The organism is Peribacillus psychrosaccharolyticus ATCC 23296 (genome assembly GCF_000305495.1).
Lineage (GTDB): Bacteria > Bacillota > Bacilli > Bacillales > DSM-1321 > Peribacillus > Peribacillus psychrosaccharolyticus.
The window spans coordinates 1-26,874 of record NZ_AJTN02000194.1; the positions used below are offsets into that span (position 1 = coordinate 1).

22 protein-coding genes and 1 pseudogene are annotated in these 26,874 nt (G+C 40.5%); 3 read left to right on the forward strand and 20 right to left on the reverse strand.

Going from position 1 to position 26,874, the window contains the following annotated elements:
* Positions 1 to 32: 32 nt before the first annotated feature.
* The 5 genes and pseudogenes from glpX to WYK_RS12080 all read right to left on the reverse strand — a co-directional run bounded on the left by glpX (position 33) and on the right by WYK_RS12080 (position 5,070).
* Positions 33 to 994: pseudogene (glpX, locus tag WYK_RS12060) on the reverse strand (class II fructose-bisphosphatase).
* 149 nt (positions 995 to 1,143) lie between these two features.
* Positions 1,144 to 2,427 carry a UDP-N-acetylglucosamine 1-carboxyvinyltransferase gene (locus WYK_RS12065; protein ID WP_040374744.1) on the reverse strand — a complete coding sequence of 428 codons (1,284 nt, stop codon included), beginning with the start codon at positions 2,425 to 2,427 and terminating at the stop codon, positions 1,144 to 1,146.
* Between the two features lie 193 nt (positions 2,428 to 2,620).
* On the reverse strand, positions 2,621 to 3,271 hold the full coding sequence (gene fsa, locus WYK_RS12070; protein ID WP_040374745.1) for a fructose-6-phosphate aldolase: 651 nt from the start codon (positions 3,269 to 3,271) through the stop codon (positions 2,621 to 2,623).
* Between the two features lie 218 nt (positions 3,272 to 3,489).
* Positions 3,490 to 4,347: a class II fructose-bisphosphate aldolase gene (locus WYK_RS12075; protein WP_040374746.1), complete on the reverse strand. Its 858-nt coding sequence runs from the start codon at positions 4,345 to 4,347 to the stop codon at positions 3,490 to 3,492.
* A 351-nt stretch (positions 4,348 to 4,698) separates the two neighbouring features.
* Complete coding sequence (locus WYK_RS12080; protein ID WP_040374747.1) at positions 4,699 to 5,070, reverse strand: response regulator; 372 nt, start codon at positions 5,068 to 5,070, stop codon at positions 4,699 to 4,701.
* Between the two features lie 221 nt (positions 5,071 to 5,291).
* Here WYK_RS12080 and WYK_RS12085 point away from each other — a divergent pair, with 221 nt between their 5' ends.
* Complete coding sequence (locus WYK_RS12085) at positions 5,292 to 5,810, forward strand: DUF2529 domain-containing protein (protein WP_040374748.1); 519 nt, start codon at positions 5,292 to 5,294, stop codon at positions 5,808 to 5,810.
* 52 nt (positions 5,811 to 5,862) lie between these two features.
* Here the strand turns inward: WYK_RS12085 and WYK_RS12090 are convergent, their stop codons facing one another.
* From WYK_RS12090 to WYK_RS12135, 11 genes are all read right to left on the reverse strand, one after another.
* Positions 5,863 to 7,464, reverse strand: coding sequence for a CTP synthase (locus WYK_RS12090; protein ID WP_040374761.1), 1,602 nt, complete (start codon positions 7,462 to 7,464; stop codon positions 5,863 to 5,865).
* A gap of 282 nt (positions 7,465 to 7,746) precedes the next feature.
* On the reverse strand, positions 7,747 to 8,331 hold the full coding sequence (rpoE, locus tag WYK_RS12095; RefSeq protein ID WP_328286282.1) for a DNA-directed RNA polymerase subunit delta: 585 nt from the start codon (positions 8,329 to 8,331) through the stop codon (positions 7,747 to 7,749).
* Between the two features lie 181 nt (positions 8,332 to 8,512).
* On the reverse strand, positions 8,513 to 8,701 hold the full coding sequence (locus tag WYK_RS12100) for a hypothetical protein (RefSeq protein ID WP_040374750.1): 189 nt from the start codon (positions 8,699 to 8,701) through the stop codon (positions 8,513 to 8,515).
* Between the two features lie 78 nt (positions 8,702 to 8,779).
* Positions 8,780 to 8,917, reverse strand: coding sequence for a hypothetical protein (locus WYK_RS26330; RefSeq protein WP_412769700.1), 138 nt, complete (start codon positions 8,915 to 8,917; stop codon positions 8,780 to 8,782).
* Positions 8,905 to 12,045 carry a fused isobutyryl-CoA mutase/GTPase IcmF gene (gene icmF, locus WYK_RS12105; protein ID WP_412769701.1) on the reverse strand — a complete coding sequence of 1,047 codons (3,141 nt, stop codon included), beginning with the start codon at positions 12,043 to 12,045 and terminating at the stop codon, positions 8,905 to 8,907. Before icmF ends, WYK_RS26330 begins: the two co-directional genes overlap by 13 nt.
* A 56-nt stretch (positions 12,046 to 12,101) precedes the next feature.
* Complete coding sequence (locus WYK_RS12110; protein WP_040374751.1) at positions 12,102 to 12,728, reverse strand: TetR/AcrR family transcriptional regulator; 627 nt, start codon at positions 12,726 to 12,728, stop codon at positions 12,102 to 12,104.
* Positions 12,729 to 12,792: 64 nt separating this feature from the next.
* Complete coding sequence (locus WYK_RS12115) at positions 12,793 to 13,932, reverse strand: acyl-CoA dehydrogenase (RefSeq protein WP_040374752.1); 1,140 nt, start codon at positions 13,930 to 13,932, stop codon at positions 12,793 to 12,795.
* Between the two features lie 5 nt (positions 13,933 to 13,937).
* Complete coding sequence (locus WYK_RS12120) at positions 13,938 to 15,083, reverse strand: acyl-CoA dehydrogenase (RefSeq protein WP_040374753.1); 1,146 nt, start codon at positions 15,081 to 15,083, stop codon at positions 13,938 to 13,940.
* Between the two features lie 26 nt (positions 15,084 to 15,109).
* The gene (locus WYK_RS12125; RefSeq protein ID WP_040374754.1) at positions 15,110 to 15,961 is read right to left on the reverse strand and encodes a 3-hydroxybutyryl-CoA dehydrogenase; all 852 of its coding nucleotides are present in this window, start codon (positions 15,959 to 15,961) and stop codon (positions 15,110 to 15,112) included.
* A 20-nt stretch (positions 15,962 to 15,981) separates the two neighbouring features.
* Positions 15,982 to 17,169, reverse strand: coding sequence for an acetyl-CoA C-acetyltransferase (locus tag WYK_RS12130; protein WP_040374755.1), 1,188 nt, complete (start codon positions 17,167 to 17,169; stop codon positions 15,982 to 15,984).
* A 197-nt stretch (positions 17,170 to 17,366) separates the two neighbouring features.
* The gene (locus WYK_RS12135) at positions 17,367 to 19,496 is read right to left on the reverse strand and encodes a (Fe-S)-binding protein (protein ID WP_040374756.1); all 2,130 of its coding nucleotides are present in this window, start codon (positions 19,494 to 19,496) and stop codon (positions 17,367 to 17,369) included.
* A 192-nt stretch (positions 19,497 to 19,688) separates the two neighbouring features.
* On the opposite strand from WYK_RS12135, the gene cls reads away from it, so the two are divergent.
* Complete coding sequence (cls, locus tag WYK_RS12140; protein WP_051387465.1) at positions 19,689 to 20,918, forward strand: cardiolipin synthase; 1,230 nt, start codon at positions 19,689 to 19,691, stop codon at positions 20,916 to 20,918.
* A 15-nt stretch (positions 20,919 to 20,933) separates the two neighbouring features.
* Positions 20,934 to 21,890, forward strand: coding sequence for a UV DNA damage repair endonuclease UvsE (uvsE, locus tag WYK_RS12145; RefSeq protein ID WP_040374757.1), 957 nt, complete (start codon positions 20,934 to 20,936; stop codon positions 21,888 to 21,890).
* Positions 21,891 to 21,938: 48 nt separating this feature from the next.
* On the opposite strand, the gene argS is transcribed toward uvsE, so the two are convergent.
* The 4 genes from argS to speE form a co-directional block, all read right to left on the reverse strand.
* On the reverse strand, positions 21,939 to 23,618 hold the full coding sequence (argS, locus tag WYK_RS12150) for an arginine--tRNA ligase (RefSeq protein WP_040374758.1): 1,680 nt from the start codon (positions 23,616 to 23,618) through the stop codon (positions 21,939 to 21,941).
* 3 nt (positions 23,619 to 23,621) lie between these two features.
* Positions 23,622 to 24,062, reverse strand: coding sequence for a YwiB family protein (locus WYK_RS12155; RefSeq protein WP_040374759.1), 441 nt, complete (start codon positions 24,060 to 24,062; stop codon positions 23,622 to 23,624).
* A gap of 725 nt (positions 24,063 to 24,787) precedes the next feature.
* Positions 24,788 to 25,669 (reverse strand): agmatinase, encoded by an 882-nt coding sequence (speB, locus tag WYK_RS12160; RefSeq protein WP_040374763.1) that lies wholly within the window; start codon positions 25,667 to 25,669, stop codon positions 24,788 to 24,790.
* A gap of 130 nt (positions 25,670 to 25,799) precedes the next feature.
* Positions 25,800 to 26,627: a spermidine synthase gene (gene speE / locus WYK_RS12165; protein ID WP_040374760.1), complete on the reverse strand. Its 828-nt coding sequence runs from the start codon at positions 26,625 to 26,627 to the stop codon at positions 25,800 to 25,802.
* Positions 26,628 to 26,874 lie beyond the last annotated feature (247 nt).

Below are 26,874 nucleotides of genomic sequence, written 5' to 3' on the forward strand. Positions count from 1 at the left end.
GTTCTTTCTATTCTTTTATGAGGATAGATCGATTACCGCATGACTAAATTAGGTTTCATTTTCAAGCTGTGTCTTCCGTCAATAAAGCGTACCGTGCCTGATTTAGCTCGCATAACAACGGATTGCGTTTCACCATAGTTGCCCTTGAATTGAACACCGCGTAATAACTCTCCATCTGTTACACCTGTTGCAGCAAAGATCGCATCATCGCCTCGGACAAGATCTTCCATACGTAAGATACTGGTTACATCAAGCCCCATTTTTAAGCAACGCTCTGCTTCAGCTTCATTTTGGGGAAGCAGTTTTCCTTGTATCTCCCCACCTAAGCATTTTAATGCTACAGCAGCAATCACTCCCTCAGGAGCACCACCTGATCCAAAGAGAATATCTACACCTGTTTGGTCAAAGGCCGTATTGATTGCCCCAGCAACATCACCATCATTGATTAGTTTAATCCGAGCACCTGCATCACGAAGTTCCTGAATGATTTTGCTATGGCGGTCACGGTACAGAATGGTGGCCACTACATCTTCAATATTCTTGTTCTTAGCCTTAGCAACTGCTTTAAGATTATCTAATACGACGCATTGATGTCGACTTGACCAACCGCTTCTGGTCCAACTGCAATCTTATCCATATACATATCAGGTGCATGCAGAAGATTTCCATGATCAGCGACAGCTAATACAGCCAGCGCGTTCCATCCTCCTGATGCTACAATATTCGTACCTTCTAACGGATCTACCGCAACATCAACGCGGGGACCATAGCCTGTCCCAAGCTTTTCTCCAATATACAGCATAGGGGCTTCGTCCATTTCCCCTTCACCGATGACTACAGTTCCTTTCATCGGAACGGTATCAAAAACATCACGCATTGCAGAAGTAGCCGCATCATCGGCTTCCATTTTTAATCCTCTGCCCATCCAACGTGCTGAAGCTAACGCAGCACCTTCGGTAACCCGAACCAGCTCCATTGATAAACTTCTTTCCATTAACCGCTTCCCCCTCATTGGCTGACCATATAAGGCTCATTTTTGCTATATCACTATTCTCTCTATTTATACTCTTTATATTATAAATAGTATAACACATTTAGTGTTTATAGTGACATATATAACAAAAATTGACGGTTAAATAGACATTAATTTTTCAATTGTTCAACCTCTTCGGGCGTCATTTCTTCACGCCAAATGGTGGCACCTAGACCTGAAAGCTTTTCAACCAGATGACTATACCCGCGGTCAATGTGTTCAAGTCCAGTGATTTCCGTAATTCCTTCAGCCATTAAGCCTGCAATCACAAGTGAAGCACCTGCACGCAAGTCACTTGCCTTTACTTTAGCTCCTTGCATTTGGACAGGTCCATGAATAATCGCTGAACTGCCTCCAACCTTAATAGAAGCATTCATACGAATTAGTTCATCTATATGCTTAAAACGCGCCCCGTAAATGGTATCTGTAACCACACTTGATCCAGTTGCTTTTGTAAGCAGCGAGGTAAAAGGCTGTTGTAAATCAGTCGGAAAACCTGGATAGACAAGTGTCTTGATATCAACTGACTTATAGTAAGGACTTGGCGCTACAAATATTTGATCATCGCCAGCTTCTACCGACACGCCCATTTCTCTAAGTTTTGATGTGACTGATTCAACATGCTGTGGGATAACATTATCAATAATAATACCGTCTCCTACAGCCGCTGCTAGAATCATAAAGGTTCCAGCCTCGATCCGGTCAGGAATAATCGTATGACGGCATCCACTCAGATTTTCGACACCTTCTATGCGGATAATATCCGTACCTGCACCCTTTATCTTTGCACCCATATTATTTAAAAGTGTTGCCACGTCAATAATTTCGGGTTCTTTCGCTGCGTTTTCTATGATTGTTTTACCTTTAGCTAGAACCGCTGCAAGCATAATATTAATCGTTGCTCCTACACTTACAACATCTAAGTAAATACGCGCACCTCTAAGCTCGTTCGCCCTTAAATAAATGGCACCCTGTTCATTGGTTACTTGTGCACCAAGTGCTTCAAAGCCTTTAATATGCTGATCAATTGGACGCGGACCCAAATGACAGCCGCCCGGAAGGCCAATTACAGCTTTCTTGAATTTTCCAAGCATAGCCCCCATTAAATAATAGGATGCTCGAAGCTTTTTGACTCGTCCATTTGGCAGCGGCATTGAGATCATTTGACTTGGATCAACGGTCATTTCTCCATCAGAAAAATCAACTTTGCCGCCGATCTCTTCTAATAAAGACTTTAGCATTTGGACATCCGAAATATCTGGAAGCCCTTCTATTGTTACAGTTGAACCTGCCAAAATAGTAGCAGGGATTAGTGCAACCGCACTGTTCTTAGCACCGCTGACACGAATGCTGCCTTTTAAAGGATAGCCCCCGGCAACTTTAAGTTTTTCCATATTATGCTCCCTTCTACACTAAGCACTGAAGAAGTTACCATCGATTAGTTTTATAAAAATAAGACTTTATCGACATTTTTTTGTTTTATTTTTATAGTTTACACCTAAAATCGGAAATTAATGTAATAAAAGAGAAATTCTTCTTTAGGAATTCATCGATTATGTTAACCACAACAGACTTAGCTGAAGAGGCTTACGCTTCTGGACGAGAATTCCAATCTTTTATAAAGGCTTCTATGCCTTTTTCAGTCAATGGATGATGAAACAACGACATAATAACTTTATAAGGAACAGTTGCGATGTGAGCACCTTTCAATGCAGCCTGTGTGATGTGCATTGGATGACGAATAGATGCCGCAATGATCTCCGTTGGAATATCATGTATAGCAAAAATATCGGCAATATCCGATACAAGATCAAGTCCATTTTGGCCTATATCATCTAATCTTCCTAGGAATGGTGATACATAGCTTGCTCCTGCACGTGCAGCCAGCAATGCTTGATTAGCACTGAAAATCAGTGTAACGTTTGTTTGCACACCATCTTTTGAGAGTGCCGCAACCGCTTTTAAACCATCAGGTGTCATGGGTAATTTTATGGTGATATTCGGTGCAATAGCAGTGAGTTCTTTTGCCTCTGCCATCATTCCTTCGAAATCAAGAGCAATCACTTCCGCACTGACTGAATCTTTAACCAGGCTTGTGATTTCTTGTAAACGTTCGTGGAAAGAAACACCTTTCTCTCGTGCAACTAGAGATGGGTTAGTCGTTACTCCAGAAAGAATTCCAAGTGCATGTGCCTCACGGATTTCTTCAATATTTGCAGTATCAATAAAAAATTTCATGATAAACCCTCCAATTTCTAGTAATTATGTCTGTTATCTTCTTAAGTTTATAGGAAAAGATATGAAAATTCCAATTCTTTCAGGAATTAATGGAAATTAAGTTTTCTATGTTTCGTGAACAGAAAAAGAAAGAGACCCCTTTCTCTATTGAACACGCGTATGACTCATGCGATCGTTCAGTAGAGGAGAGGTCTCTTTCTATTACATTCTCGTACTAATTAAGCTTTACCAGTTGAACCAAATTCTTTCATTTTCCCAACAACTGTCGCTTTAATAGCGTCACGTCCTGGTCCAATGTATTTACGTGGATCATATACTTCAGAATCATTCTTAAGAACTTCACGAACCGCTGCTGTGAAGGTAAGTTGACATTCTGTATTTACGTTGATTTTTGAAGTTCCTAAAGAAATAGCTTTTTGAATATCCGCAGTTGGAATTCCAGTACCACCGTGAAGTACTAGTGGAACGTTTGTTAAATCACGAACTTCTTCCATTTCTTTGTATCCAAGATTTGGTTCACCTTTGTAAGGTCCGTGAACAGATCCTAGAGCAGGAGCGAAACAGTCAACGCCTGTTTCTTTTACTAGTAAATCACATTCTTTAGGATCAGCGTAAACTACGCCATCCGCAATAACGTCATCTTCTTGTCCGCCTACAGTTCCTACTTCAGCTTCAACAGAAACGTCTTTAGTGTGAGCATAGTCAACAACTTTTTTAGTTGTTTCAATGTTTTCTTCAATAGAATGATGTGAAGCATCAATCATAACTGAAGTGAATCCAGCTTCAATTGCTTCGATACATTTATCATAGCTAGAACCATGGTCTAAATGAATCGCAACAGGAACAGTGATTTTCATATCTTCAAGAAGACCTTTAACCATCATAACAACTGTTTTGAATCCACCCATGTGACGAGCTGCACCTTCAGAAACACCAAGGATTACTGGAGATTTTTCTTGCTCTGCTGCTCCAAGAATAGCTTGTGTCCACTCTAGGTTATTAATGTTAAATTGACCTACTGCATACTTTTCATCAAGCGCTTTATTTAGCATATCTTTCATTGATACTAAAGGCATTTTTGTTTCCTCCTAATAGTAAATGGTTTTACGTAAACTACTTACAACGATTATCTCTAAATAATATACCCATTGTCCGTACAAACATGCACCATATGGGTGTCTTATTACCGTTTCAGCATATCAATATCAGCCTAAAACAGCAACTAATACACTACTTAAAAAGCCAATAGTTTTATTAAGATATTTAAAGCGCTTTCCAAAGTGACGCTATTCACCTTTGAAATTTGACGATAAAACGGGAAAAACAAGTAAATCGGCTGATTTTTTTCATGATTTACCCAAAAAAAGATGGCTTCCGTTTGTGTCAGCCCTGTTACAGAAGGAGTGAAGTCCTTTTATCTTACCTCTTCAGCTTGATTGAACAGGAACATATTTCCTGACAGCTGAACGAATATCATCGATATCAAATGGTTTGGCAAAATGGGTGATTGCGCCCAGGTCTTTTGCCTGCTGAATCATATCTAATTCACCATAGGCAGTCATAATGATCACCTTGATATCCGGATCAATCTGCTTCATTCGTTTTAAGATTTCATTCCCATCCATTCCGGGGATTTTCATATCTAGTAATACTAAATCGGGAGAATGGTTCGTTAGTATTTCTAAAGCTTGAATCCCATTTGCTGCCTGAAAGGTTTGATAGCCTTCCTTATGAAACACTTCATTTAGCAAGATTCTAATCCCAAATTGATCATCAACAATTAATATTTTCCCTGACATTCCTACACCTCATTTATCCTTTGGATTTATCGTATATTTCCTATATTGAACAGGATCTTCTGCTGCATCATAATACGGTTTTACAGTAAACAGACCATGTTTACTAAATTCGCTAAAATGGTTCAAAATCCCTGCAAAAGTGAGATTTAAATTAGTAATTATCTATTCAGTGGCTATAAAAATAGCTTTATTTTATAATGATTGAAAAAGGAGTATGAGTCATGTTAAAAATATTTTCTACTCAGATGAGCGGGATATTCACAAGATTATTGGATAAAGAAGCCTTTGGCTTTGAAGATAGCGCACGGCTGCTGGCACAAGCCTCAGTAGGTGATGGAAGTATCTACATCAAAGGCTTTGGTGAAATGAACGGCATCCTCTCAGAGGCATTTGAAGGGGCTGAACCCTTTCCTGGATTTCCGTTCGATTATAAAAATATGCCTTACTCTCAAGAAGATCGGGTTTTATTGATTACGAGAACATCGGCAGATAAAGAAGCAATCGAATTAGCTGTAACGTTACAGGAACAGAATATTCCCTTTGCCGCTATTTCCACTGTCGTTCCATCCGATGAACCGACACTAGTAGAACTAGCAGATGTACATATTGATCTAAACTTGAAAAAAGGATTAATTCCAGACGAGTCTGGAAACCGCGTGGGAATACCCAATTTAATGACTGCCTTATTTGCTTATTATGGAGTTAAGTTTACCCTGGAAGAAATTCTTCAAGAATTTTAAAAAAACAGCCTGAACCAAATGGTCAGGCTGTTTTTTTATTAGCTTCTATCGTTTATTTCTTCAATTTTAATGACATTTCCACAAAGTCACGGAAAAGCGGCTGTGGACGATTCGGACGCGAGATGAACTCTGGGTGGAATTGACAAGCTACGAACCAAGGATGATCCTTCAGCTCAACAATTTCAACTAAACGGCCATCTGGGCTCGTTCCAGAGAAGACAAATCCTGCTTCTTCCATCGCTTGACGGTAATGATTATTAAATTCATAGCGGTGGCGATGACGCTCATAAACCACTTCATCCGCATATGCTTCATAAGCTTTCGATCCTTCTTCCAATTTACAAGGGTACAAGCCAAGACGAAGCGTACCGCCTAAGTCTTCTACATCTTTTTGTTCTGGCAGAAGGTCGATGATTGGATCTGGCGTATCCATATCGATTTCCGCTGTATGGGCTTTATCTAGTCCTAAGACGTTACGTGCATACTCAACAGAAGCAAGCTGCATACCCAAACAAATGCCAAAGAAAGGCTTTTGATTTACACGAGCATATTCAATCGCTGAAATTTTCCCTTCAATCCCCCGGTCACCGAATCCTCCTGGTACTAGAATTCCGTCAACATCGCTCAACCATTCAGCAACATTTTCTTTATTTACTTCTTCAGAGTTGATCCACTTAATATCAATATCTGCATCGAATGTGTATCCAGCATGTTTTAATGCTTCTACAACTGAAATATACGCATCTTGAAGCTCTACATACTTCCCAACAAGTCCGATTTTCACTACTTTTTTGAGATTTGTTACTTTTTCAACAAGCTTCTTCCAATCTTCCATATCCGCTTCACCGCATGTTAGTTTTAAGTGATCGCAAACGATTTGGTCCATATGTTGAGCTTGAAGAGCAAGAGGAATTGAGTAAAGGGTATCAGCATCTTCACATTCGATAACGGATTGAGCGTCAATATCGCAGAATAACGCAATTTTATCCTTCATATCTTGAGAAATTGGAACTTCTGTACGAGCCACAATAATGTTTGGCTGAATACCAAGACTACGTAATTCTTTCACACTGTGCTGTGTTGGTTTTGTTTTTAACTCACCCGCAGCTTTGATATATGGAACAAGTGTACAATGAATATACATAACATTGTCACGTCCAAGATCACCTTTAATTTGACGAATTGCTTCTAAGAATGGCAGGGATTCGATATCACCCACTGTACCGCCGATTTCTGTGATAACTACGTCTGCATTCGTTTCGTGGCCAGCCCGTAGAATCCGTTCTTTAATTTCATTCGTAATATGTGGAATGACTTGAACCGTTCCGCCTTGGTAATCTCCTCTACGTTCTTTTCTTAAAACAGTAGAGTAGACTTTACCTGTTGTTACGTTGCTGTACTTACTTAAATTTATATCAATGAAACGCTCATAATGCCCTAAATCCAGGTCCGTTTCTGCACCATCATCCGTTACAAACACTTCACCATGCTGATAGGGACTCATAGTTCCTGGGTCAAGGTTAATATACGGATCAAATTTTTGAACGTAAACACTTAACCCTCTATTTTTAAGTAATCTTCCTAGTGAAGCAGCTGTAATCCCTTTTCCTAAAGAAGATACAACGCCGCCTGTTACAAATATATATTTTGTCATTTGCTGGTGTCCCCCTACTGTTTTTTCTTTTTGCTCAACGTACCTAAGCAAATCCATTAAATTCATTTGTAGTTTTTCCATTAAAAATAAAAAAATGATGATATTTGAATGAATCATTCATCAATGCACCATTTAACAGCGTTTTTATTTTTTGTTTTTCTATAAAAAAACAAAAACGCTCCACCTACAAAAGTAAGGGAGCGGTATATTTTTTACTGTGTCCTTTTTTAAGGAGCCCAAAAATGATTCTACAAATTCCTCAGAAAAAAGTCAAGAGGGATATTATTCTTTCTCGTTATCCTCTTCATCTATTTCTTCTTCGTCTTCTTCATCATCTAAGTCAAAATCTTCATCGATAATTTTTTCATCGATATCTAATTCTTCGTCATCATCATCGTCGTCATCATCAACTAGATCTTCATCAACAAGCAGATCTTCCTCTACTTCATCATCGTCATCGTCTAAATCATCAATGTCATCTGATTCAATAAAGTCTTCATCTTCCTCTTCATCAACATCATCAAAGTCATCAACCACAACTGCTGCTTTTTTCGCCTTTTTCTTTTTAGGCTTAACTGCATGAACAACTTCTTCAGCAATTTGATCAATTGGGTACCAAGTTTTCAGGCCCCAACGGTTTTCGCCAAGTGGTGTAAAGCGGCCATCTACATTTAAATCTGTGTAGAATTGTGCAATTCTTCTCTTAACTTCCTGTTTTGAATGTCCTGCTAAAGCTCCAATTTCTGCTGTCAGTTCTTTAAATACATAAGGCTCGTTCTTCTCTACTAATAGTTCATAAGCAATTTCTATTAACGACATTTCTGCCAATTGCTCTTTAGGTAATTGTTTTAAACTCAATCCCCGCACTTCCTTTCTCTATTCAAACACAACTTGTGTTCCTTACGTAAATATATTAGGGTCTATTGCTCTACAGAAAATCCTTATTAAACATACTATCCATTATAAACAATAAAATTGGGTTTATGCTACCTCTATCTTTGGCATTCTTCCTTTTTTATGTAAGTCTAGTATCAGATTCTCACAGTTTTTATTTATTCAAACGATAAGCAGCAATAAAAAAAATGATGGCTAATAGAAAAAAGCTAATAGACCCCAGCGAATACTCATAGAGTTTAACTATAAGATACAGAAAGAATAAACAACCTGCCAAAATTCCTGCTTTCTTTAAAAGATTCATCTTTCCATCTCCAAACATTTCAAATGAGGCAGGCGCCATCAGTATTGCCTCTTTTATTCACTATTATAAGGCAAAATAGCTTTTATGCGAAAAAAAGGTCCGAAATGGACCTTCTTCTTACATATTCCTGCGATATTGCCCGCCGACTTCGTATAAAGCATGAGTGATTTGACCAAGACTTGCTCTTTTTACACATTCCATTAATTCAACAAAGATATTATCCCCGTTTTTCGCGGCCGTTTTTAATCTTTGCAAGGCTTCGTCCACCTGCTGTTCATTTTTTTCTGGAATTCTCGTAAATTTTGAATCTGTTCCTCTTTTTCTTCTTTAGTAGCTCGAGCTAGTTCCATTTGATCCATCGCTTCACTAGAAGGCGGATTTGGATTCAGATACGTATTCACACCAATAATCGGCAGTTCACCGGTATGCTTTTTCATTTCATAATGCATTGATTCATCTTGAATCTTTCCTCGCTGATATTGCGTTTCCATGGCCCCAAGTACTCCGCCGCGATCATTTAGACGATCGAATTCCTGAAGTACCATTTCTTCTACTAAATCCGTCAATTCTTCAATAATAAATGATCCTTGAGTTGGATTTTCATTTTTAGACAAACCATATTCTTTAGTAATAATCATTTGTATGGCCATAGCACGTCTAACAGAATCTTCAGTTGGTGTGGTGATTGCTTCATCATAGGCATTTGTATGCAGCGAATTACAATTATCCTGAAGGGCAAGCAGCGCTTGTAATGTCGTCCGAATATCATTAAAATCAATTTCTTGAGCATGTAATGAACGTCCAGAGGTTTGGATATGATATTTCAATTTCTGACTTCTTTCATTTGCCCCATATTTATTTCTCATGACTGTGGACCAAATACGTCTAGCCACTCGGCCAATGACACTATATTCTGGGTCAAGCCCATTGGAGAAGAAAAAGGATAGATTCGATGCAAAATCATCGATCTTCATTCCACGGCTTAAGTAATACTCAACATAGGTGAAGCCGTTCGCAAGCGTAAACGCCAGCTGGGAAATAGGATTCGCACCTGCTTCAGCAATATGGTAGCCCGATATCGAAACTGAGTAGTAATTACGGACACGATTATCGATAAAAAAGGCTTGAATATCCCCCATCATTTTTAATGCAAATTCAGTTGAAAAGATACAGGTATTTTGACCTTGGTCTTCCTTGAGAATATCCGCTTGGACTGTTCCTCTAACATGTTCCAGTGTATAGCTTCGTACCTCAGCAAATTCATCTGGTGTCAAAATTCTTCCCTTTTCAGTTTCAGCAAGACTAACCTGTTGATCAATAGCTGTATTCATAAACATAGCAAGAATAATAGGAGCCGGCCCGTTGATGGTCATCGAAACGGAAGTAGAAGGTTGACACAGGTTGAAGCCTTCATAAAGCTTCTTCATATCATCAAGCGTACAAATACTCACTCCGCTTTCACCGACTTTACCGTAAATATCGGGACGGTAATCCGGGTCCTCCCCATATAATGTCACAGAATCAAAAGCTGTACTAAGGCGCTTGGCATTATCGTTCTTAGACAGGTAATGGAAGCGGCGGTTTGTCCGGCTCGGGGAGCCTTCTCCAGCAAATTGACGTAATGGATCTTCTCCTTCACGCTTGAATGGAAAAACACCAGCCGTAAATGGAAACGCACCAGGAACATTCTCACGATATATCCAGCTTAAGATTTCACCGTAGTCTTTAAACCTTGGCAAAGCCACCTTGGGAATAGACAACCCAGATAGACTTTTGGTGGTTAATTCCGTTATAAGCTCTTTCCCGCGGACATTTGTCACGAATTGTTTCCCCGCATACCGTTCTTTAAACTGTGTCCACCCATGTAGAATCTGCTTTGATTCTTGAGTGAGCTTTTCTTCCGTTTCTTGCTTTAAGGTTTCTAGCGCGGTAAGAACGGCAGCATCTGATTCATTCCCTTTGACGGCCTCAATTGCTCCCTCCAGCTGAAACACTCTGCGTGCAATAAAAACTTGTTCCTCAGCTTTTTTATGGTATTGTCTAACCGTGTCAGAAATTTCTCTAAGGTAATAGCGGCGATCATTTGGAATAATAATGTTTTGCTTTTTAACATCGACGTCTTTTGAAAAGGCAGAGTCCCAATCGGTTCCCATTTTTTCATTTACTTTCTCGATCAATGCTGCAAAAAGCGCATTGGTTCCTGGGTCATTGAATTGAGAAGCAATCGTTCCGTAAACAGGCATACCGGATGGATTTTCTTCAAAAAGCATGCGGCTGCGCTGGAACTGTTTTTGAACTTGATTCTTTGCATCTTCTGAGCCTTTTCGTTCGTACTTATTTATCACAATTAAATCGGCATAATCGATCATATCAATTTTTTCAAGCTGTGAAGGCGCACCAAATTCACTAGTCATCACATACAGTGAGACATCACAGATTTCGGCAATTTCAGCATCACCTTGACCAATTCCGCTCGTTTCCACGATGACTAAATCAAATCCAGCTGCTTTGACGACCGAAATAGCATCTCTAATTGCCAGAGACAATTCGGTTTTTGAATGGCGGGTTGCCAAGCTGCGCATATAGACCCGATTTGAAAAAATGGCGTTCATCCGAATTCGATCGCCCAGCAGTGCCCCGCCTGTTTTTTGCTTAGTAGGATCCACAGAAAGAACAGCAACCTTTTTTTCTGGAATCTCATGAATAAACCGTCTAATTAATTCATCTGTTAATGAGCTTTTCCCTGCTCCACCCGTACCGGTTATTCCAACGACCGGAACCTGCTGATTTGACGTCTTAATTTGATCAAGAAGACTTTCTGCTGCTGCCGCTGCCTCATCAGAGAGCTCGAGCCGGTTTTCAGCAAACGTAATATACTGAGCAATCGTTTTCATATTTCCTGCTCTTAGCTCATCTATATGATTCTGAAGGGACCAACATTCCGTCGAATAATCACTTTCCTCAAGCATGAGGTTAATCATCCCCTGCAGACCATTTTCTCTTCCGTCTTCCGGCGAGAAAATCCTAGCAATGCCGTAGTCATGAAGCTCCTTAATTTCTCGTGGGACAATGACCCCGCCGCCGCCTGCATAGATTCGAATATGCGGGGCTCCTTTTTCCTTTAACAAATCATACATATATTTAAAATACTCTACATGACCGCCTTGATAGGAGGACATAGCAATTCCTTGTACATCTTCCTGAATGGCCGCATTGACGACTTCTTCCACTGAACGATTATGACCGAGATGAATGACCTCTACACCACTTGATTGCATAATGCGCCGCATAATATTGATTGAAGCATCGTGTCCATCAAACAAACTTGAAGCTGTTACAAAGCGAAGATGATGTTTTGGCTTATATACCTCAACTGTACTCATTTTGCTCCCCCTTATCCCTCGCAAATGCGATTTGAAATCTGTTTAGACAAGTCATTCTATTTATGAACGTACAATCCCCCAATTAACAGTTCCGTTTGAATGTCAATATAGTCTTCAAGTGTATACGCCCTCTGCAGTGCCCATCTTCGGAACCCCCACATTTGACCCTGAACAAAAATATTATGAGCAACAAGGCTGATTTCTTCCTCTGATAGGCGCAGCTCCCCGTTTTCCACACAATGTGAGATGACTACTTCAAACATCTTAACCATCTCTATTTCTTTATTTAGTACATAGGGCAAGGCATCTTTTGAGAGGGACTTCGCTTCTTGATACATTACAAGTACCTCATCCTGCATGTCGTCCATCACTTGAAAAAAGTAGGCAATCGTCAGCCGTAAGTTTTCAATGGTTCCTCGATTTTGATTAACTTCTTTTTGAAGCCGGTCCTTTACTTCATCATAAATAAAATCGCAAACTAAATATAAAACATCTTCTTTTGTTCTGATGTATTCATAAAGTGTTCCAATACTGAATCCTGCTGCTTTAGCAATTTCCCTAGTTGTTGTCCGGTGGAAGCCTTTATCCTTAAACAGCGTTACCGCTCCTTTAATCATTTGCGTCCGTCTCATCGAGACAAGCTGTTCATCCTTTACGGATGCGTGAACTTCTCTTTTCTCCATACTCTACCGCCTTTTTACATATGAGCCTGCTCCGGCATAAACAGCCGGAAACAGGTCATCCAGGTTATTTCGTCAGCATTCTTGAAATGACCAGCTTCTGGATTTCCTGAGTTCCTTCATAGATCTGCGTAATTTTTGCATCGCGCATATATCGTTCAACAGGATAATCCTTTGTGTATCCATAACCGCCAAAAACCTGCACTGCTTCCGTTGTCACCTTCATGGCTGCATCTCCAGCAAATAATTTTGACATCGCAGATTCTTTTCCATATGGAAGACCCTCTGATTCAAGCCATGCAGCTTGATAGGTTAGAAGTCTAGCAGCTTCTACACTCGTTGCCATTTCAGCTAATTTAAAACCAATTCCCTGCTGAGCCGCGATTGGTTTTCCAAATTGTTCACGTTCCTTGGCATAGTCAACCGCTGCATCTAATGCGCCTTGGGCGATACCAACCGCTTGGGCAGCTATTCCATTTCGCCCGCCGTCTAGTGTCATCATGGCGATTTTGAATCCTTCTCCTTCTTTTCCTAATAAGTTTTCCTTTGGTACACGGCAATTTTCAAAGATTAATTCGGTTGTAGGTGACGAACGAATCCCTAGTTTCTTCTCTTTTTTTCCAACACTAAATCCTGCAAAATCCTTTTCTACAATAAAGGCCGATGTTCCTTTTTGTCTTGATGCTGGATCCGTCAAAGCAAAAACAACATATGTATCCGCTATTCCACCATTTGTAATAAATATTTTCGTTCCATTTAAAATATACTCGTCACCGTCTGCAACAGCCGTTGTTCTCATCGCTCCTGAGTCTGAACCAGATCCCGGCTCGGTCAAGCCATATGCACCAATCGTTTCCCCCTGTGCCATTGGTCGAAGGTATTTTTGCTTTTGTTCCTCTGAACCAAATTTATAAATAGGCCATCCAGCAAGTGAAGTATGTGCAGATAAAGTAACCCCTGTTGATGCACAGACCTTGGACAATTCTTCAATTGCAATACAATAGGCTAAATAATCGCTGCCGATGCCGCCGTATTCTTCTGGCCAAGGTATCCCAGTCAAACCGAGCTCAGCCATTTTTTTGAATATATCCATATCAAAGCGTTCTTCTTCATCTCGTTCTGCAGCAGTTGGAGCCACTTCATTCTTGGCAAAATCCCGTACCATTTTTCTGATCATTTCGTGCTCTTCTGTTAATTTAAATTGCATAGTGATTATCTCCCGTCTCTGATTAGATGTTTTGCAATAACGATGTGCTGAATTTCGCTGGTACCTTCATAAATCTCCGTAACCTTTGCATCCCGAAAATAGCGCTCGACCGGATAATCCTTGGTATACCCGTAGCCGCCGTAGACTTGGATGGCTTCACTTGTTACCTCTACTGCCGTTTTCGAGGCAAACAGTTTGGCCATGGAAGCTTGCTTCCCGCATGGCAGGTCTTTAGCGCGGAGGGCAGCTGCTTGATAGACTAATAATCTTGATGCTTCAACCGCTGTGCCCATATCCGCCAGTTTAAATCCGATACCTTGCTGGGCGGCAATGGGTTTGCCGAATTGTACTCGTTCTTTTGCATATGAAACGGCATGATTAAATGCCCCCTCAGCAATTCCAAGTGCTTGTGCCGCTATGCCGATTCTGCCGACGTCAAGATTCGCTAGGGCGATTTTGAACCCTTCCCCTTCGTTTCCAAGCAGATTCTCTTTTGGTACCATCATGTTTTCAAAGGTCAGCTGAACCGTGCGTGAACCAGACAAGCCCATTTTGTGTTCATCTTTACCAATGATTAATCCCGGCGTATTTTTTTCAACTATAAAAGCAGAAATTCCTCTGCTGCCCTCGTCCGGGTTCGTAGAAGCAAACACAATGTACACATCTGCTTCACCGCCGTTTGTAATAAACATCTTTGACCCATTTATCTTGTAAAAGTCGCCATCTCTAACTGCCTTTGATTTTAGACTTCCAGCATCCGAACCCGCACTCGGTTCAGTCAGACAAAATGCGCCTAAATACTCCCCGCTTGCGAGCTTTGGTACATATTTTTGTTTCTGTTCGTCATTGCCAAAATAGACAATGGGGCTGGTTCCGACAGATGTATGTACGGAAAGAATAACTCCTAAGGTTGGACTAACCACAGAGATTTCATGAATCGCAATAATATAGGAAATGAAGTCCATTTCGGCACCGCCATATTCCGCCGGTACTGGAATGCCCATTAATCCTAGCTGACCCATTTTTTTCAAGAGTTGTCTTGGAAACTCTCCATTCTCCATATTCTCAACAAAAGGAGCAATTTCTTCTCGTGCAAACTCACGAACCATTTTACGCATCATTTGCTGTTCATCTGTAAAGTGTAAGTTCAAAGTGATACCCCCTGCCCTGATTCTTGTTAGTTATATTCGTAAAAACCACGGCCGGTTTTTTTACCCAGCCAGCCAGCTTTCACATATTTACGTAATAATGGACATGGCCGATATTTATCGTCACCAAAACCTTCATGAAGCGTTTCCATAATATATAGACACGTATCCAAACCGATAAAATCTGCTAATGTCAGCGGCCCCATTGGATGGTTCATTCCTAGCTTCATCACGCTGTCAATGTCTTCCTTGCTTGCGACCCCTTCATACAAGGTATACACAGCTTCATTTATCATAGGCATGAGGATTCGGTTTGCCACGAACCCCGGAAAGTCATTAACCTCTACCGGTACTTTTGATAACTTTTTCGCCATATCCTCAATAGCTTCGTATACTTCATCCGCTGTAGCTAGCCCACGAATAACCTCGACTAATTTCATAACTGGCACCGGATTCATGAAATGCATACCGATAACCTGCTCTGGCCGCTTGGTTGCAGCTGCAATTTCTGTAATAGGCAGCGATGATGTATTTGTTGCAAGAATCGCATGTTTTGGAGCAATTTCGTCTAACTGAGTAAATAATTTGGACTTTATCTCCATATTTTCAATGGCTGCTTCAATGACTAAATCTACACCTGCAGCATTTTGTATATCCGTAGAAGCTGTTAGCCTTGATAATATATTCTGTTTTTCCTCGTCTGATATCTTTCCTTTTTCTACTTGGCGGTTCAGGTTTTTGGAGATGCTCTGGATGCCTTTTTGTACAAATTCATCCTTTAAATCATGTAAAATTACGTCATATCCGCTCATCGCGCATACTTGTGCAATACCTGATCCCATCTGACCAGCACCAATTACTAATACTTTATCTATAATCATGTCGTTCTCCCCCTAGTAAGTTATGACTTTGGTACTTCGATTAAGATCGCATCGCCCTGACCGCCGCCGCTGCAAATGGCTGCTATACCTAAGCCCCCGCCGCGCCGCTTTAATTCATGCATTAACGTAATAATAATTCGGGCACCGCTGGCTCCAATTGGATGACCAAGTGCTACAGCTCCGCCATTCACGTTTACTTTTTCAAGGTTGATATCAGCTATCTTCCCGCTTGCCAAAGCAACTGCTGCAAAGGCTTCATTTACTTCGAATAAATCGATTTCCTCAAGTGTTTTTCCAGTCTTTTTCAATAACGCGTTAATGACAAGCCCCGGAGTTTTTGGGAAATCCTTTGCTTCTGTTGCTACTTCCGCATGACCAACAATGTATGCGAATGGTGATTTTCCTTCCCTCACCGCACGTTCCTCACTCATTAACACCATTGCACCTGCTCCATCATTAACCCCAGGTGCATTCCCAGCTGTTATGCTTCCTTCGTTATTGAACGCTGGGCCTAATTTGGCTAGCTTCTCAATAGAAGTGTCCTTACGCGGAGCTTCATCATGTTCGACTATGGCTGGCTCTCCTTTACGAACCGGTACTGTTACTGGAATAATCTCTTCAGCTAGAATCCCTTCTTCTATTGCTTTTATCGCTTTTTGATGACTTTGAAATGCCCAATTATCTTGCTCTTCACGAGATAACTCCAGCTCTGTTGCTGTGCTGTTTCCGTACGTACCCATATGCGCGCCTGTAAAACTGCAGCTTAAACCATCATGGAGCATCAAATCTTTCATTGGAGCGTCTCCCATTCGCAGTCCCCATCTAGCCTTTGGAAGGAAATACGGAGCATTGCTCATGGACTCCATACCACCGGCTACAATCACTTCTTCATCACCCGCTCGAATGATTTGATCAGCAAGTGTTACACTTCGCAGACCAGAAGCACACACTTTATTAATCGTTTCTGTTTTGATTTCCCAAGGGATACCAGCATGTCTCAATGCCTGTCGAGATGGAATTTGTCCCTGCCCTGCCTGAAGGACATTCCCCATAATTACCTCATCTACCTGACTTCCCTCTACTCCCGCTCTTTGTAAGGCCTCTTTAATGGCAATGCCGCCAAGCTGTGAAGCTGTAAGGGTGCTTAACCCCCCGCCAAATTTCCCAAATGGTGTCCGAACACCGCTGATTATTACTGTTTTCGTCATCTAATATTCCCCCTTATAATTTTCTGTTTCGTCGACTGAACGCTCGCTCAAGACGAAATCAAAAAATATATGTAAGCGCTTTTATCATAGTTTACACGAATTAATTGAAAAAATTAAATAATAAGTTAATTATTTCTAAAAAAATACCTGCTTCCTTCTAAAAAAGAAGAATGACAAAGCAGGTATCTGTTCATTTATTATGAAACTAGAGTTTTTAGTTCACCCATGATAGACTTCTCAAGTAATTCAGCTACGTCATATGTCCCGACGCTTTCTTCAACTTCTTTCGCCTTTGTCCCATCAGAAATCATTGTTAAGCAATATGGACAGCCTGAACTGATAATTGATGGTTCAACTTCTAACGCTTGTTCCGTACGAGCTACGTTAATACGGTGACCTGTTTCTTCTTCCATCCACATCAACCCGCCGCCGGCACCACAGCACATTCCTTTTTCACGGTTTCGTTCCATTTCAACAAGTTCGACTCCTGGAATGGCTCTTAAGATATCACGTGGTGGATCATACACTTCGTTATAACGGCCTAAATAACAGGAATCATGGAAAGTGATTTTCTCATTAACGGGATGTTTAGGCACGAGCTTTCCTTCTCTAACAAGCTCAGCCAGTAGTTCCGTATGATGATAAACTTCCGCTTTAAGACCGAAATCAGGGTACTCATTCTTAAAGATATTGTACGCATGCGGATCAATCGTAACGATTTTTTTCACTTCATTCTTCTCGAACTCTTCGATATTCTTAACAGCTAGATCCTGGAAAACAAATTCATTACCAAGACGACGCGGTGTATCTCCAGAATTCTTTTCTTTATTGCCTAAAATAGCAAATTTCACACCAGCTTCATTTAACAGTTTGGCAAAGGAAAGGGCAATCTTCTGAGAACGGCTGTCGTATGAACCCATTGAACCTACCCAGAATAAATACTCATATTCTTCCCCCGCTTTATTCATTTCTTTTACGGTTGGAACATGAACATCATCGCGAATTTCTCTCCAATTTTCTCTTTCCTTGCGGTTTAAGCCCCACGGGTTCCCTTGACGCTCAATATTTGTCATCGCACGCTGTGCATCCGGGTTCATTTTCCCTTCATTCAGCACCAAATATCTACGCATATCAATTATCTTATCCACGTGTTCATTCATAACTGGACACTGGTCTTCACAGTTGCGGCATGTCGTACAAGCCCACAGCTCTTCTTCTGTAATTACGTCACCGATCAGGCTTGCATGATAGGGCTCAATGCTTGCTGCTGATTCCTGCGCACCCTCAGATCCGCCTGCAAGTGCTAGTTGATTCCCCTTTGTATTACCGAAGACAAACGTCGGCACCCAAGGCTGTTTTTGCGTAATCGCTGCACCTGTATTTGTTAAATGATCTCTCATTTTAATGATGATATCCATCGGTGACAGCATTTTTCCTGTTCCTGAAGCGGGACACATATTCGTACATCTTCCGCACTCTACACAGGCATATAAATCTACTAATTGATATTCGGTAAAATCTTGTATCGTTTTAGCTCCATAAATCACTTCTTCATTTTCATCTTCAGGCTCTTCTTCAAAGTTGATTGCTTTCAATTTACCCGGATTATCCAGACGGTTAATGAATACATTCAACGGACCTGCAATAAGATGGAAATGCTTCCCTTGAGGGATATAGACCATAAACGTCAAAATCGTAAGTAAATGCAGCCACCATGCAACATAAAAGACAACGATAGCAGCCGTTTCCCCGATCCAGCTAAAAAGGAAAGCAATTCCTGAAGCGACTGGTTCTGACCAAGCTGCCTCATGTCCGTGCCAGATCATGGCCATTCCATTACCAGTTAAGACAGTAACCATGATTAAGGTAATAAAAATAACAACAAGTCCTGCTTTAAAGCCTCGTTTTAACCGAACTAGCTTTTCAATATAGCGACGGTAGAAAGCCGCAAAAATAGCAATCAGAACAACGAGCGTTATGATTTCCTGGAAGAAAGTAAAAGCCGGGTAAAGCGGACCAAATGGTAAATGGGCACCCGGTTTAATCCCTTTTATAATAAAATCAACAGCGCCAAATTGAACCAAAATAAAGCCGTAAAAAAGCATGGTGTGTATAATCCCGCTTTTTTTATCTTTAAATAGCTTTTTTTGTCCAAATACAAATACCATGATCTTTCCAAGTCGTTCTTTCACTCGTTTATCAAACTCTACTTTTTTTCCGAGCTTTACATAAGCCGTTCTTGTCCGCAATAAATAGGTGAATAAGCCAACTCCGTAAGCGATTACAATTATTGTTGCGGCTAAATTAATCCATAGTAATCCATTCATGTGTACCGCCCCCTCCTGACTTCACAATAGGTCAGATGATTTCAATTAATTTTGAAAATCTGTCATTTTCTGATATTGATTACTTTTATTATATAATGAATGAGCATTCAGTCAACTTTTTTCTTCCTAAATTTGTTTTTTTTGATTTGAGAATATCGAGTACAATCCTGCAATTCTGTGCAGACTAGGCAGATGAATGAGTTAAAGGAGCTGGCTGTATTGAAAGGAATTATTCTAGGCGTTCTACTAGTCATACTTTTTTTATTATGGTTGCTCTTAGACTTTACATGGGGACGCCGCGTCCACGTAAAAGGGAAACAAAATTTCAGCCATCCTCAACGCCATAGTAATATTCATATTTTCACTTCTGGAAAAGACTTATTTGAGGACTTTTTCAAAGAAATTAAACAAGCTAAAAGACACATCCATGTCCTTTTTTATATTGTGAAATATGATCAATTTAGTAAGGATTTCTTAAATCTTTTGCAAAGTAAGGCGAAGAATGGGTTAGAAGTGCGGCTCATGGTTGATTGGATGGGCGGGTTTCGAATTCCATATAAACGGATTAAGGAATTACGGAAAAATGGCGTCTATTTTGCCTATAGCTGCAAGCCAAAGCTCCCCTTTATCTTTTATTCTCTCCAAAAACGAAATCACCGAAAGATTACCGTTATCGACGGACGAATCGGTTATCTTGGCGGCTTCAATATTGGAAAGGAATACATCGACATGGATCCTATCCTTCACCCATGGCGTGACTATCATCTAAAACTCCAAGGCGAGGGTATTCAGGATCTGCAGTTTGAATTTTTACATGATTGGTTAGCCGCAACGAAGGTTAACTTACTATCAAACAAGGTGTATTTCCCCTTAACTTGCATTGGAAAAAGCAGACATCAATTTATTCCTACTGCCGGATTCGGCCTTGAGGAGACATTAACTACGCTAATTAAGCATGCTAAAAAAAGCATCATTATCGGCACTCCCTATTTTATCCCGAGTCCCGCTCTCTTTGAGACTTTAAGATCAGCAATAAAAAGTAATATCAACGTCAGTATTATCGTGCCTAAAAAAGCAGATCATGCATTTGTTAAAGAGGCCTCTTTTCCCTACTTTCGCATTCTTATTAAAGAAGGCGCAAAGGTTTTTCAATTTCAGAGAGGGTTCTACCATTCCAAAATTGTGCTCATTGATGATACGGTTTGTGATATTGGGACAGCCAACTTTGACAGGCGCAGTTTATTTCTTAATTACGAAATGAACTGCCTCATTTATGAACCAGAATGTATTCAAGAAATTAAAGCAAAAATCCAAGAGGATATTGACTATTCTACGGCTTTACCAGCAGCTTCTTTAGCAAAGATCAAAGTACTTGAGTCAATAAAAGAAAAAATCGCCTATACACTATCGGCTTTTCTCTAGGTGAAAGGAGCATCTATGAACATTCGAATGGGGTATGTTTCAACCGCCCTCTCCCTATGGGAGACCTCTCCCTCACGGACCATGACATTTAAGCGTTACGGCCAACTGACAAAAGAAGATCGCGTCCGTCGATTACTAGAGATAACGAAAACGAATTTAGACAATACACGGAGAATTCTTTATTACAACACGGCCCATGAAATCCAACTCTACCGTCTATCAAGTTCCATCGTTCCGCTTGCCACGCATCCTGAAGTCAATTGGGACTTTATTACGCCATTTAAAAGCGAGTGGAAGGAACTTGGGGATTGGATTAACAACCATCAGATGAGAGTCAGCTTCCATCCTAATCAGTTTACACTATTTACAAGCAGCAAACCATCAATAACAGAAAATTCTGTCAAAGATATGAATTATCATTATCAGATGCTTGAAGCAATGGGTGTTCTCTCAAATGCTCGAATCAACATTCATGTGGGGGGTGCATATGGGGATAAGGATGCCGCAACAAAACGCTTCTATGAAAATATTATCTCGTTACCAAAGCTGATTAAACAGCAAATGACTCTAGAAAATGATGACAAAACCTATACGACAAATGAAACACTAGCTATTTGTCAAAAAGAAGGGATTCCCCTTGTTTTTGACTACCATCATGACCAGGCAAATTTAGGGAAACAATTATTTCACGAGCTGCTCCCAGCTATATTTGCTACTTGGGAGCAAACGGGAATACCCCCTAAAATTCATATCTCTTCACCAAAAAGTGAAAAAGCATTCCGTTCTCACTCGGATTATGTTGATTTAGCCTTTATTACTCCCCTTTTGCTCGCACTTAAAGAAATCAACCAGGATGTCGACTTCATGATTGAAGCAAAAGCAAAGGATCTTGCTATGCTAAATCTCATTGAAGACATCTCAAAAATTCGAGGTGTCAAACGTATCAGCGGAGGTATGGTGGCCTGGAAATAGTCAAAAAGCCATTCTGCTGTGAAAGCAGAATGGCTCTTTGGTAACCTTCTAGTTGCGGGACATTTGTTCTGGAGCAGAAACTCCGATTAAAGCTAATGCATTTTTCATCGTGATTTGAACCGTTTTAACCAGTGCAAGGCGAGCCTTGCTGCGTTCTGGCTGTTCTTTGTCCAACACTTTATCCGCATTATAGAAGCTATGGAAAGTAGAGGCTAATTCATAAATATAATTCGTCATACGATGCGGCATCCGTTTGTCTGCTGCATCCGCAATAATCTGCGGGAATTCGCCAAGCTTCTTCAATAGCTCAATTTCTTTTTCACTCGAAATCAGGCTGAAATCTACATTTTCATCATACTTAATCTGCGATTCTTCGCCTTGACGTAAAATACTGCAAATCCGAGCATGAGCGTATTGTGCGTAATAGACTGGATTATCATTCGATTGAGAGACTGCAAGATCTAAATCAAAGTCTAAATGCGTATCAGCACTTCTCATTGCAAAGAAGTAACGCGTTGCATCTAATCCAACCTCATCAATAAGATCGCGCATCGTTACAGCTTTTCCTGTACGTTTACTCATTTTCATTTTCTCGCCGTCTTTGAATAAATGAACTAGTTGGATGATCTCTACTTCCAGCTGTTCTTTATTAAAGCCAAGTGCTTGGATTGCTGCTTTCATACGAGGGATATAGCCATGATGGTCAGCACCCCAAACATTGATCAGCGTTTCAAATCCACGTTCTAATTTATTACGATGATAAGCAATATCCGGTAATAGATACGTAAACGAACCATCTTGTTTAATCAGAACGCGGTCCTTATCGTCTCCAAGCGCTGATGAACGGAACCAAGTTGCGCCATCTTCTTCGAAAATATGACCTCTTTCTTTCAATTCAGAAAGAGCTTCTTCAATTTTCCCGTCTTTATAAAGCGAAGTTTCCGAATACCAAACATCAAAACGAACGCGGAAATTCTCAAGATCTTCTTTTAATTTCGCCATTTCGTATTTCAGGCCGTATTCACGGAAAAAGCCAAAACGTACATCTTCAGCAACCGTTGCATATTTATCGCCATAATCTTCAGCTAGCTGTTTACCGATCCCAATAATATCAGCTCCATGATACCCATCTTCAGGCATAGGCTTAACCATTCCAAGTGCTTGGAAATAACGGGCCTCAATAGAACGAGCTAAATTATTAATTTGATTTCCAGCATCATTAATGTAGTATTCGCGTGATACATCATATCCTGCTTTTGCAAGGACATTACATAATGTATCCCCTACTGCCGCTCCACGAGCATGACCTAAATGCAAGTCGCCAGTAGGATTAGCTGATACAAACTCAACTTGGATTTTTTCATTCTTACCAAAATCACTTTCACCATATGCTTCTTTAGCGTCTAGGATGACTGGAATTAATTCTGTTAAATACGCATTGTCCATATAAAAGTTAATGAAACCAGGACCAGCAATTTCAATTTTTTCAATAGATGCCTTCGAACGGTCAAAGTTCTCAATAATAGCTTCCGCAATAGCACGAGGTGCCTTTTTAGCCACTCTTGCTAACTGCATAGCCATATTCGTAGAGTAATCCCCGTGTGATTTTTCTTTAGGAAGCTCTAAAACTACTGACGGTATTTGTTCTTCTGTTGCTAATCCAGCTTTAACTGCTGCATCTTTGATTTCTTGTTTTAACTTTTCTTGCACTTGTTCAACAATATTCATCTCTTACGCTTCCTCCTTATAGTTCAATTTCAATTCATATTGCCCCGGTTCTCCGCCCTGTACATCAAGTGTATACCGAAGTCGCAAAACCCCTTCATTGGTATTCTCGTTCCACAGATGCTCAATCGACTCTGTATGAGTACGCATAGGTAAAGTTCCATATATACTTTCATAATGCCCGTTCGTAATTTCCGATGGGCGAAAAAGCTGCCTCATTTTAACTGCGCCATTTCTTAATAAAAGCGTTTCATACTCTTTATACTTAATTGTTGTTTGTGTATCCCCTGCTTCTGTCTTTTCAGCATACTGAAAATAAAGAGCAGAGCCTTTCCTAAACTTCAAACCAGAAGTCTTCACCTCAAAGTTCTCCGTTACACCTTCGTGCGTAATCTTCGTTTGAAGAACAACTTTTATCTTTTGTTGTTTATTTTCATGAAGAGACAAACGTCACACATCCTTCATTTTCTCTAATAACCTTATAAGTATAAATTTTCTCGAGACAAGTTTCAACTTGAACTCGAATTTCTACCATTTTTCACGAATTACTTTTTATCCATACCTTATAAAACAAAACTTTTAACAAATACTATTTTTACTTGAAAAGGTGTTTGGAGCAACCTGGGTTGGGCTGTTATCCACCTTGGGAAAGCTGTAGTTCCACTTTTAGCGGCTGATTCGGCACTAAGATCAAAACTGCCTTTTTCCAAGTTGAAACTACTCTTTTTCTTTTCAAAAAAGTGTATCTTCTACTCTTTTGGCTTGAAAAAATCGTTTGATCCTTCATGGCCAAGCCTAATTTCCGCCATATGGGAGATGATTCGGCCCAAAGATCAAAACTGCCTTTCTCAAGGCAAAACTACTCTTTTTCTTTTCAAAAAAGTGTATCTTCTACTCTTTTGGCTTGAAAAGGTCGTTTAATCCTTCATGGCGAGGCCTAATTTTCGCCATTTTGAAGATGATTCGGCCCATTCTGCTTTTTATTCGGCCCTTTCAACCATTTATTCGGCCCAAACGTGTAAACATTCTGCCCTTTCCCCAGTTGATTCAGCCCAAAGATCAAAACTACTCTTTTGGCTTGAACAGGTAGCTTAATCCGTCATGGCGAGGCCCAAGTTCTGACACTTTGCCCAGACAACAAAAAAGGCTGCCTTTTCAGCAGCCTTTCGTTGTTATTTACGGTTTTGAACCCAGCCAAGAATCATTTCGCGGATCAACTTGCTTGCTGTATTCGCTGTTTGTTCTGAAGGGTCATAGATTGGTGCTACTTCCACCAAGTCACAGCCAACCACATTTAGTTTCGCATGTGATATTGCGTGAATAGAGGCAAGTAATTCTTTAGCGGTAATGCCTCCGCAGTCTACCGTGCCTGTTCCTGGCGCATGTGCAGGATCAAGGACATCAATGTCAATCGTCACATATACCGGGCGTCCTGCCAATTCCGGCAGTGCTTTTTTCAATGGCTCTAGAACTTCAAACGGTGAAATTTGCATGCCGTTTTCCTTTGCCCACTTAAATTCCTCTTTGAGTCCAGAGCGAATTCCAAATGAATACACATTTTTTGGACCAATTAATTCGGCTGCTTTCCGGATAACCGTCGCATGTGACAGCGGCTCGCCTTCATAATCCTCACGCAAATCCGTATGAGCATCCATGTGAATAATTGCTAAGTCCGGGTATTTTTTGTGCATCGCTTTAATTACCGGCCATGTCACAAGATGCTCCCCGCCAATTCCCAGCGGAAATTTATCATCTGCCAGTACGCTATCGACGAATTCTTCAATCATGACCACACTGCGCTCTGGATTGCCAAATGGCAATGGAATATCGCCAGCATCAAAATATTTCACTTCTTCTAACTCTTTGTCTAAATAAAGGCTGTATTCCTCAAGGCCGATTGACACTTCCCGAATACGAGTTGGACCAAAACGAGAGCCTGGACGGAAGCTGACCGTCCAATCCATCGGCATACCGTAAATTACAGCTTCACTTTCCTCGTAATTAGGGTGACTCTTAATGAAAACATTGCCTGAATAAGCTGGATCAAAATGCAATGCAATTCCTCCTTTTCTGTTCATAGAAAAAGGGAGAGCGCCTCTCCCTTTCAACGCGTTTCCGCTTTTCATAAGGCTTTCACCTTTTTTGTCTCACCTTCGTGAGCTGGTCAAGGCGAATCCGCTTTTCTTATTTAATTAAATCTTGTACGAATTTTGGCAGGACAAATGCTGCTTTGTGTAATTCTTTTGTGTAGTATTTTGTGTCGATTTCATGGAAACGGTCTTCACTGATTTCCAGCGGGTTGTATTTTTTTGAGCCGATTGTAAATGCCCATAGTCCACTTGGGTATGTTGGGATATTGGCTAGATATAGACTTGTGATTGGGAAAATTTCTTTTACATCACGTTGAACGTCACGGATCAAGTCTGCTTTAAACCATGGATTGTCTGATTGTGCGACAAAGATTCCATCTTCCTTCAGTGCTTTCGAAATTCCTGCGTAAAAGCCTTTAGTAAATAGATTGACCGCTGGGCCGACTGGTTCTGTTGAATCCACCATAATGACATCATATTCATTTTCACTTTTTGCAATATGCATAAAGCCGTCGCCTACTTGAACATCCACACGTGGATCATCTAGTTTTCCAGCGATTTCCGGCAAAAATTTCTTAGAGTATTCGATTACTTTTCCATCAATGTCTACAAGTGTCGCTTTTTTCACACTTGGGTGCTTAAGGATTTCACGGATTACTCCGCCATCTCCGCCTCCAACAACCAATACATTTTCAGGATTTGGATGCGTAAATAACGGCACATGGGCCACCATTTCGTGATAGACAAACTCATCACGTGTTGAAGTCATTACCATATCATCAAGAAGAAGCATATTTCCCCATTCTTCTGTTTCTATCATATCCAACTTTTGAAATTCTGTTTGCTCCGTGTGAAGGGTCCGATTTACTTTCATCGTAATCCCAAAATTCTCAGTTTGTTTCTCTGTGAACCAAATGCTCATTTATTTCGCTCCCTTTCTATGTGCCGTCCCGGTGACTGATATCTAGAGCTCCGATGACGATCTGTTCATTTAAAAAAGCAACCCGTTCTACAATTACCAGTTTTCGGATTTGCTAGAAAAAGTATAGATGAATCTAGCAGAATTGCAAGTATTATTTCTATTTTTAAAATAGATGTTTAAAAACTGTGTTTTACTTTCATACTGAATACTATTACTTTTTAAGGTAAAGTGAGGTGTGTGGATTTGG

Coding starts and splice junctions, on each gene's coding strand:
- WYK_RS12125 (WP_040374754.1), bottom strand. CDS start 15,961: ATGATTATAGATAAAGTATTAGTAATTGGTGCTGGTCAGATGGGATCA.
- uvsE (WP_040374757.1), top strand. CDS start 20,934: ATGAACATTCGAATGGGGTATGTTTCAACCGCCCTCTCCCTATGGGAG.
- WYK_RS12065 (WP_040374744.1), bottom strand. CDS start 2,427: ATGGAAAAACTTAAAGTTGCCGGGGGCTATCCTTTAAAAGGCAGCATT.
- fsa (WP_040374745.1), bottom strand. CDS start 3,271: ATGAAATTTTTTATTGATACTGCAAATATTGAAGAAATCCGTGAGGCA.
- WYK_RS12130 (WP_040374755.1), bottom strand. CDS start 17,169: ATGACGAAAACAGTAATAATCAGCGGTGTTCGGACACCATTTGGGAAA.
- argS (WP_040374758.1), bottom strand. CDS start 23,618: ATGAATATTGTTGAACAAGTGCAAGAAAAGTTAAAACAAGAAATCAAA.
- WYK_RS12135 (WP_040374756.1), bottom strand. CDS start 19,496: ATGAATGGATTACTATGGATTAATTTAGCCGCAACAATAATTGTAATC.
- speE (WP_040374760.1), bottom strand. CDS start 26,627: ATGAGCATTTGGTTCACAGAGAAACAAACTGAGAATTTTGGGATTACG.
- WYK_RS12115 (WP_040374752.1), bottom strand. CDS start 13,932: ATGCAATTTAAATTAACAGAAGAGCACGAAATGATCAGAAAAATGGTA.
- cls (WP_051387465.1), top strand. CDS start 19,689: ATGAATGAGTTAAAGGAGCTGGCTGTATTGAAAGGAATTATTCTAGGC.
- WYK_RS12080 (WP_040374747.1), bottom strand. CDS start 5,070: ATGTCAGGGAAAATATTAATTGTTGATGATCAATTTGGGATTAGAATC.
- icmF (WP_412769701.1), bottom strand. CDS start 12,045: ATGAGTACAGTTGAGGTATATAAGCCAAAACATCATCTTCGCTTTGTA.
- WYK_RS12085 (WP_040374748.1), top strand. CDS start 5,292: ATGTTAAAAATATTTTCTACTCAGATGAGCGGGATATTCACAAGATTA.
- WYK_RS12075 (WP_040374746.1), bottom strand. CDS start 4,347: ATGCCTTTAGTATCAATGAAAGATATGCTAAATAAAGCGCTTGATGAA.
- WYK_RS12110 (WP_040374751.1), bottom strand. CDS start 12,728: ATGGAGAAAAGAGAAGTTCACGCATCCGTAAAGGATGAACAGCTTGTC.
- WYK_RS12090 (WP_040374761.1), bottom strand. CDS start 7,464: ATGACAAAATATATATTTGTAACAGGCGGCGTTGTATCTTCTTTAGGA.
- WYK_RS12100 (WP_040374750.1), bottom strand. CDS start 8,701: ATGGCGCCTGCCTCATTTGAAATGTTTGGAGATGGAAAGATGAATCTT.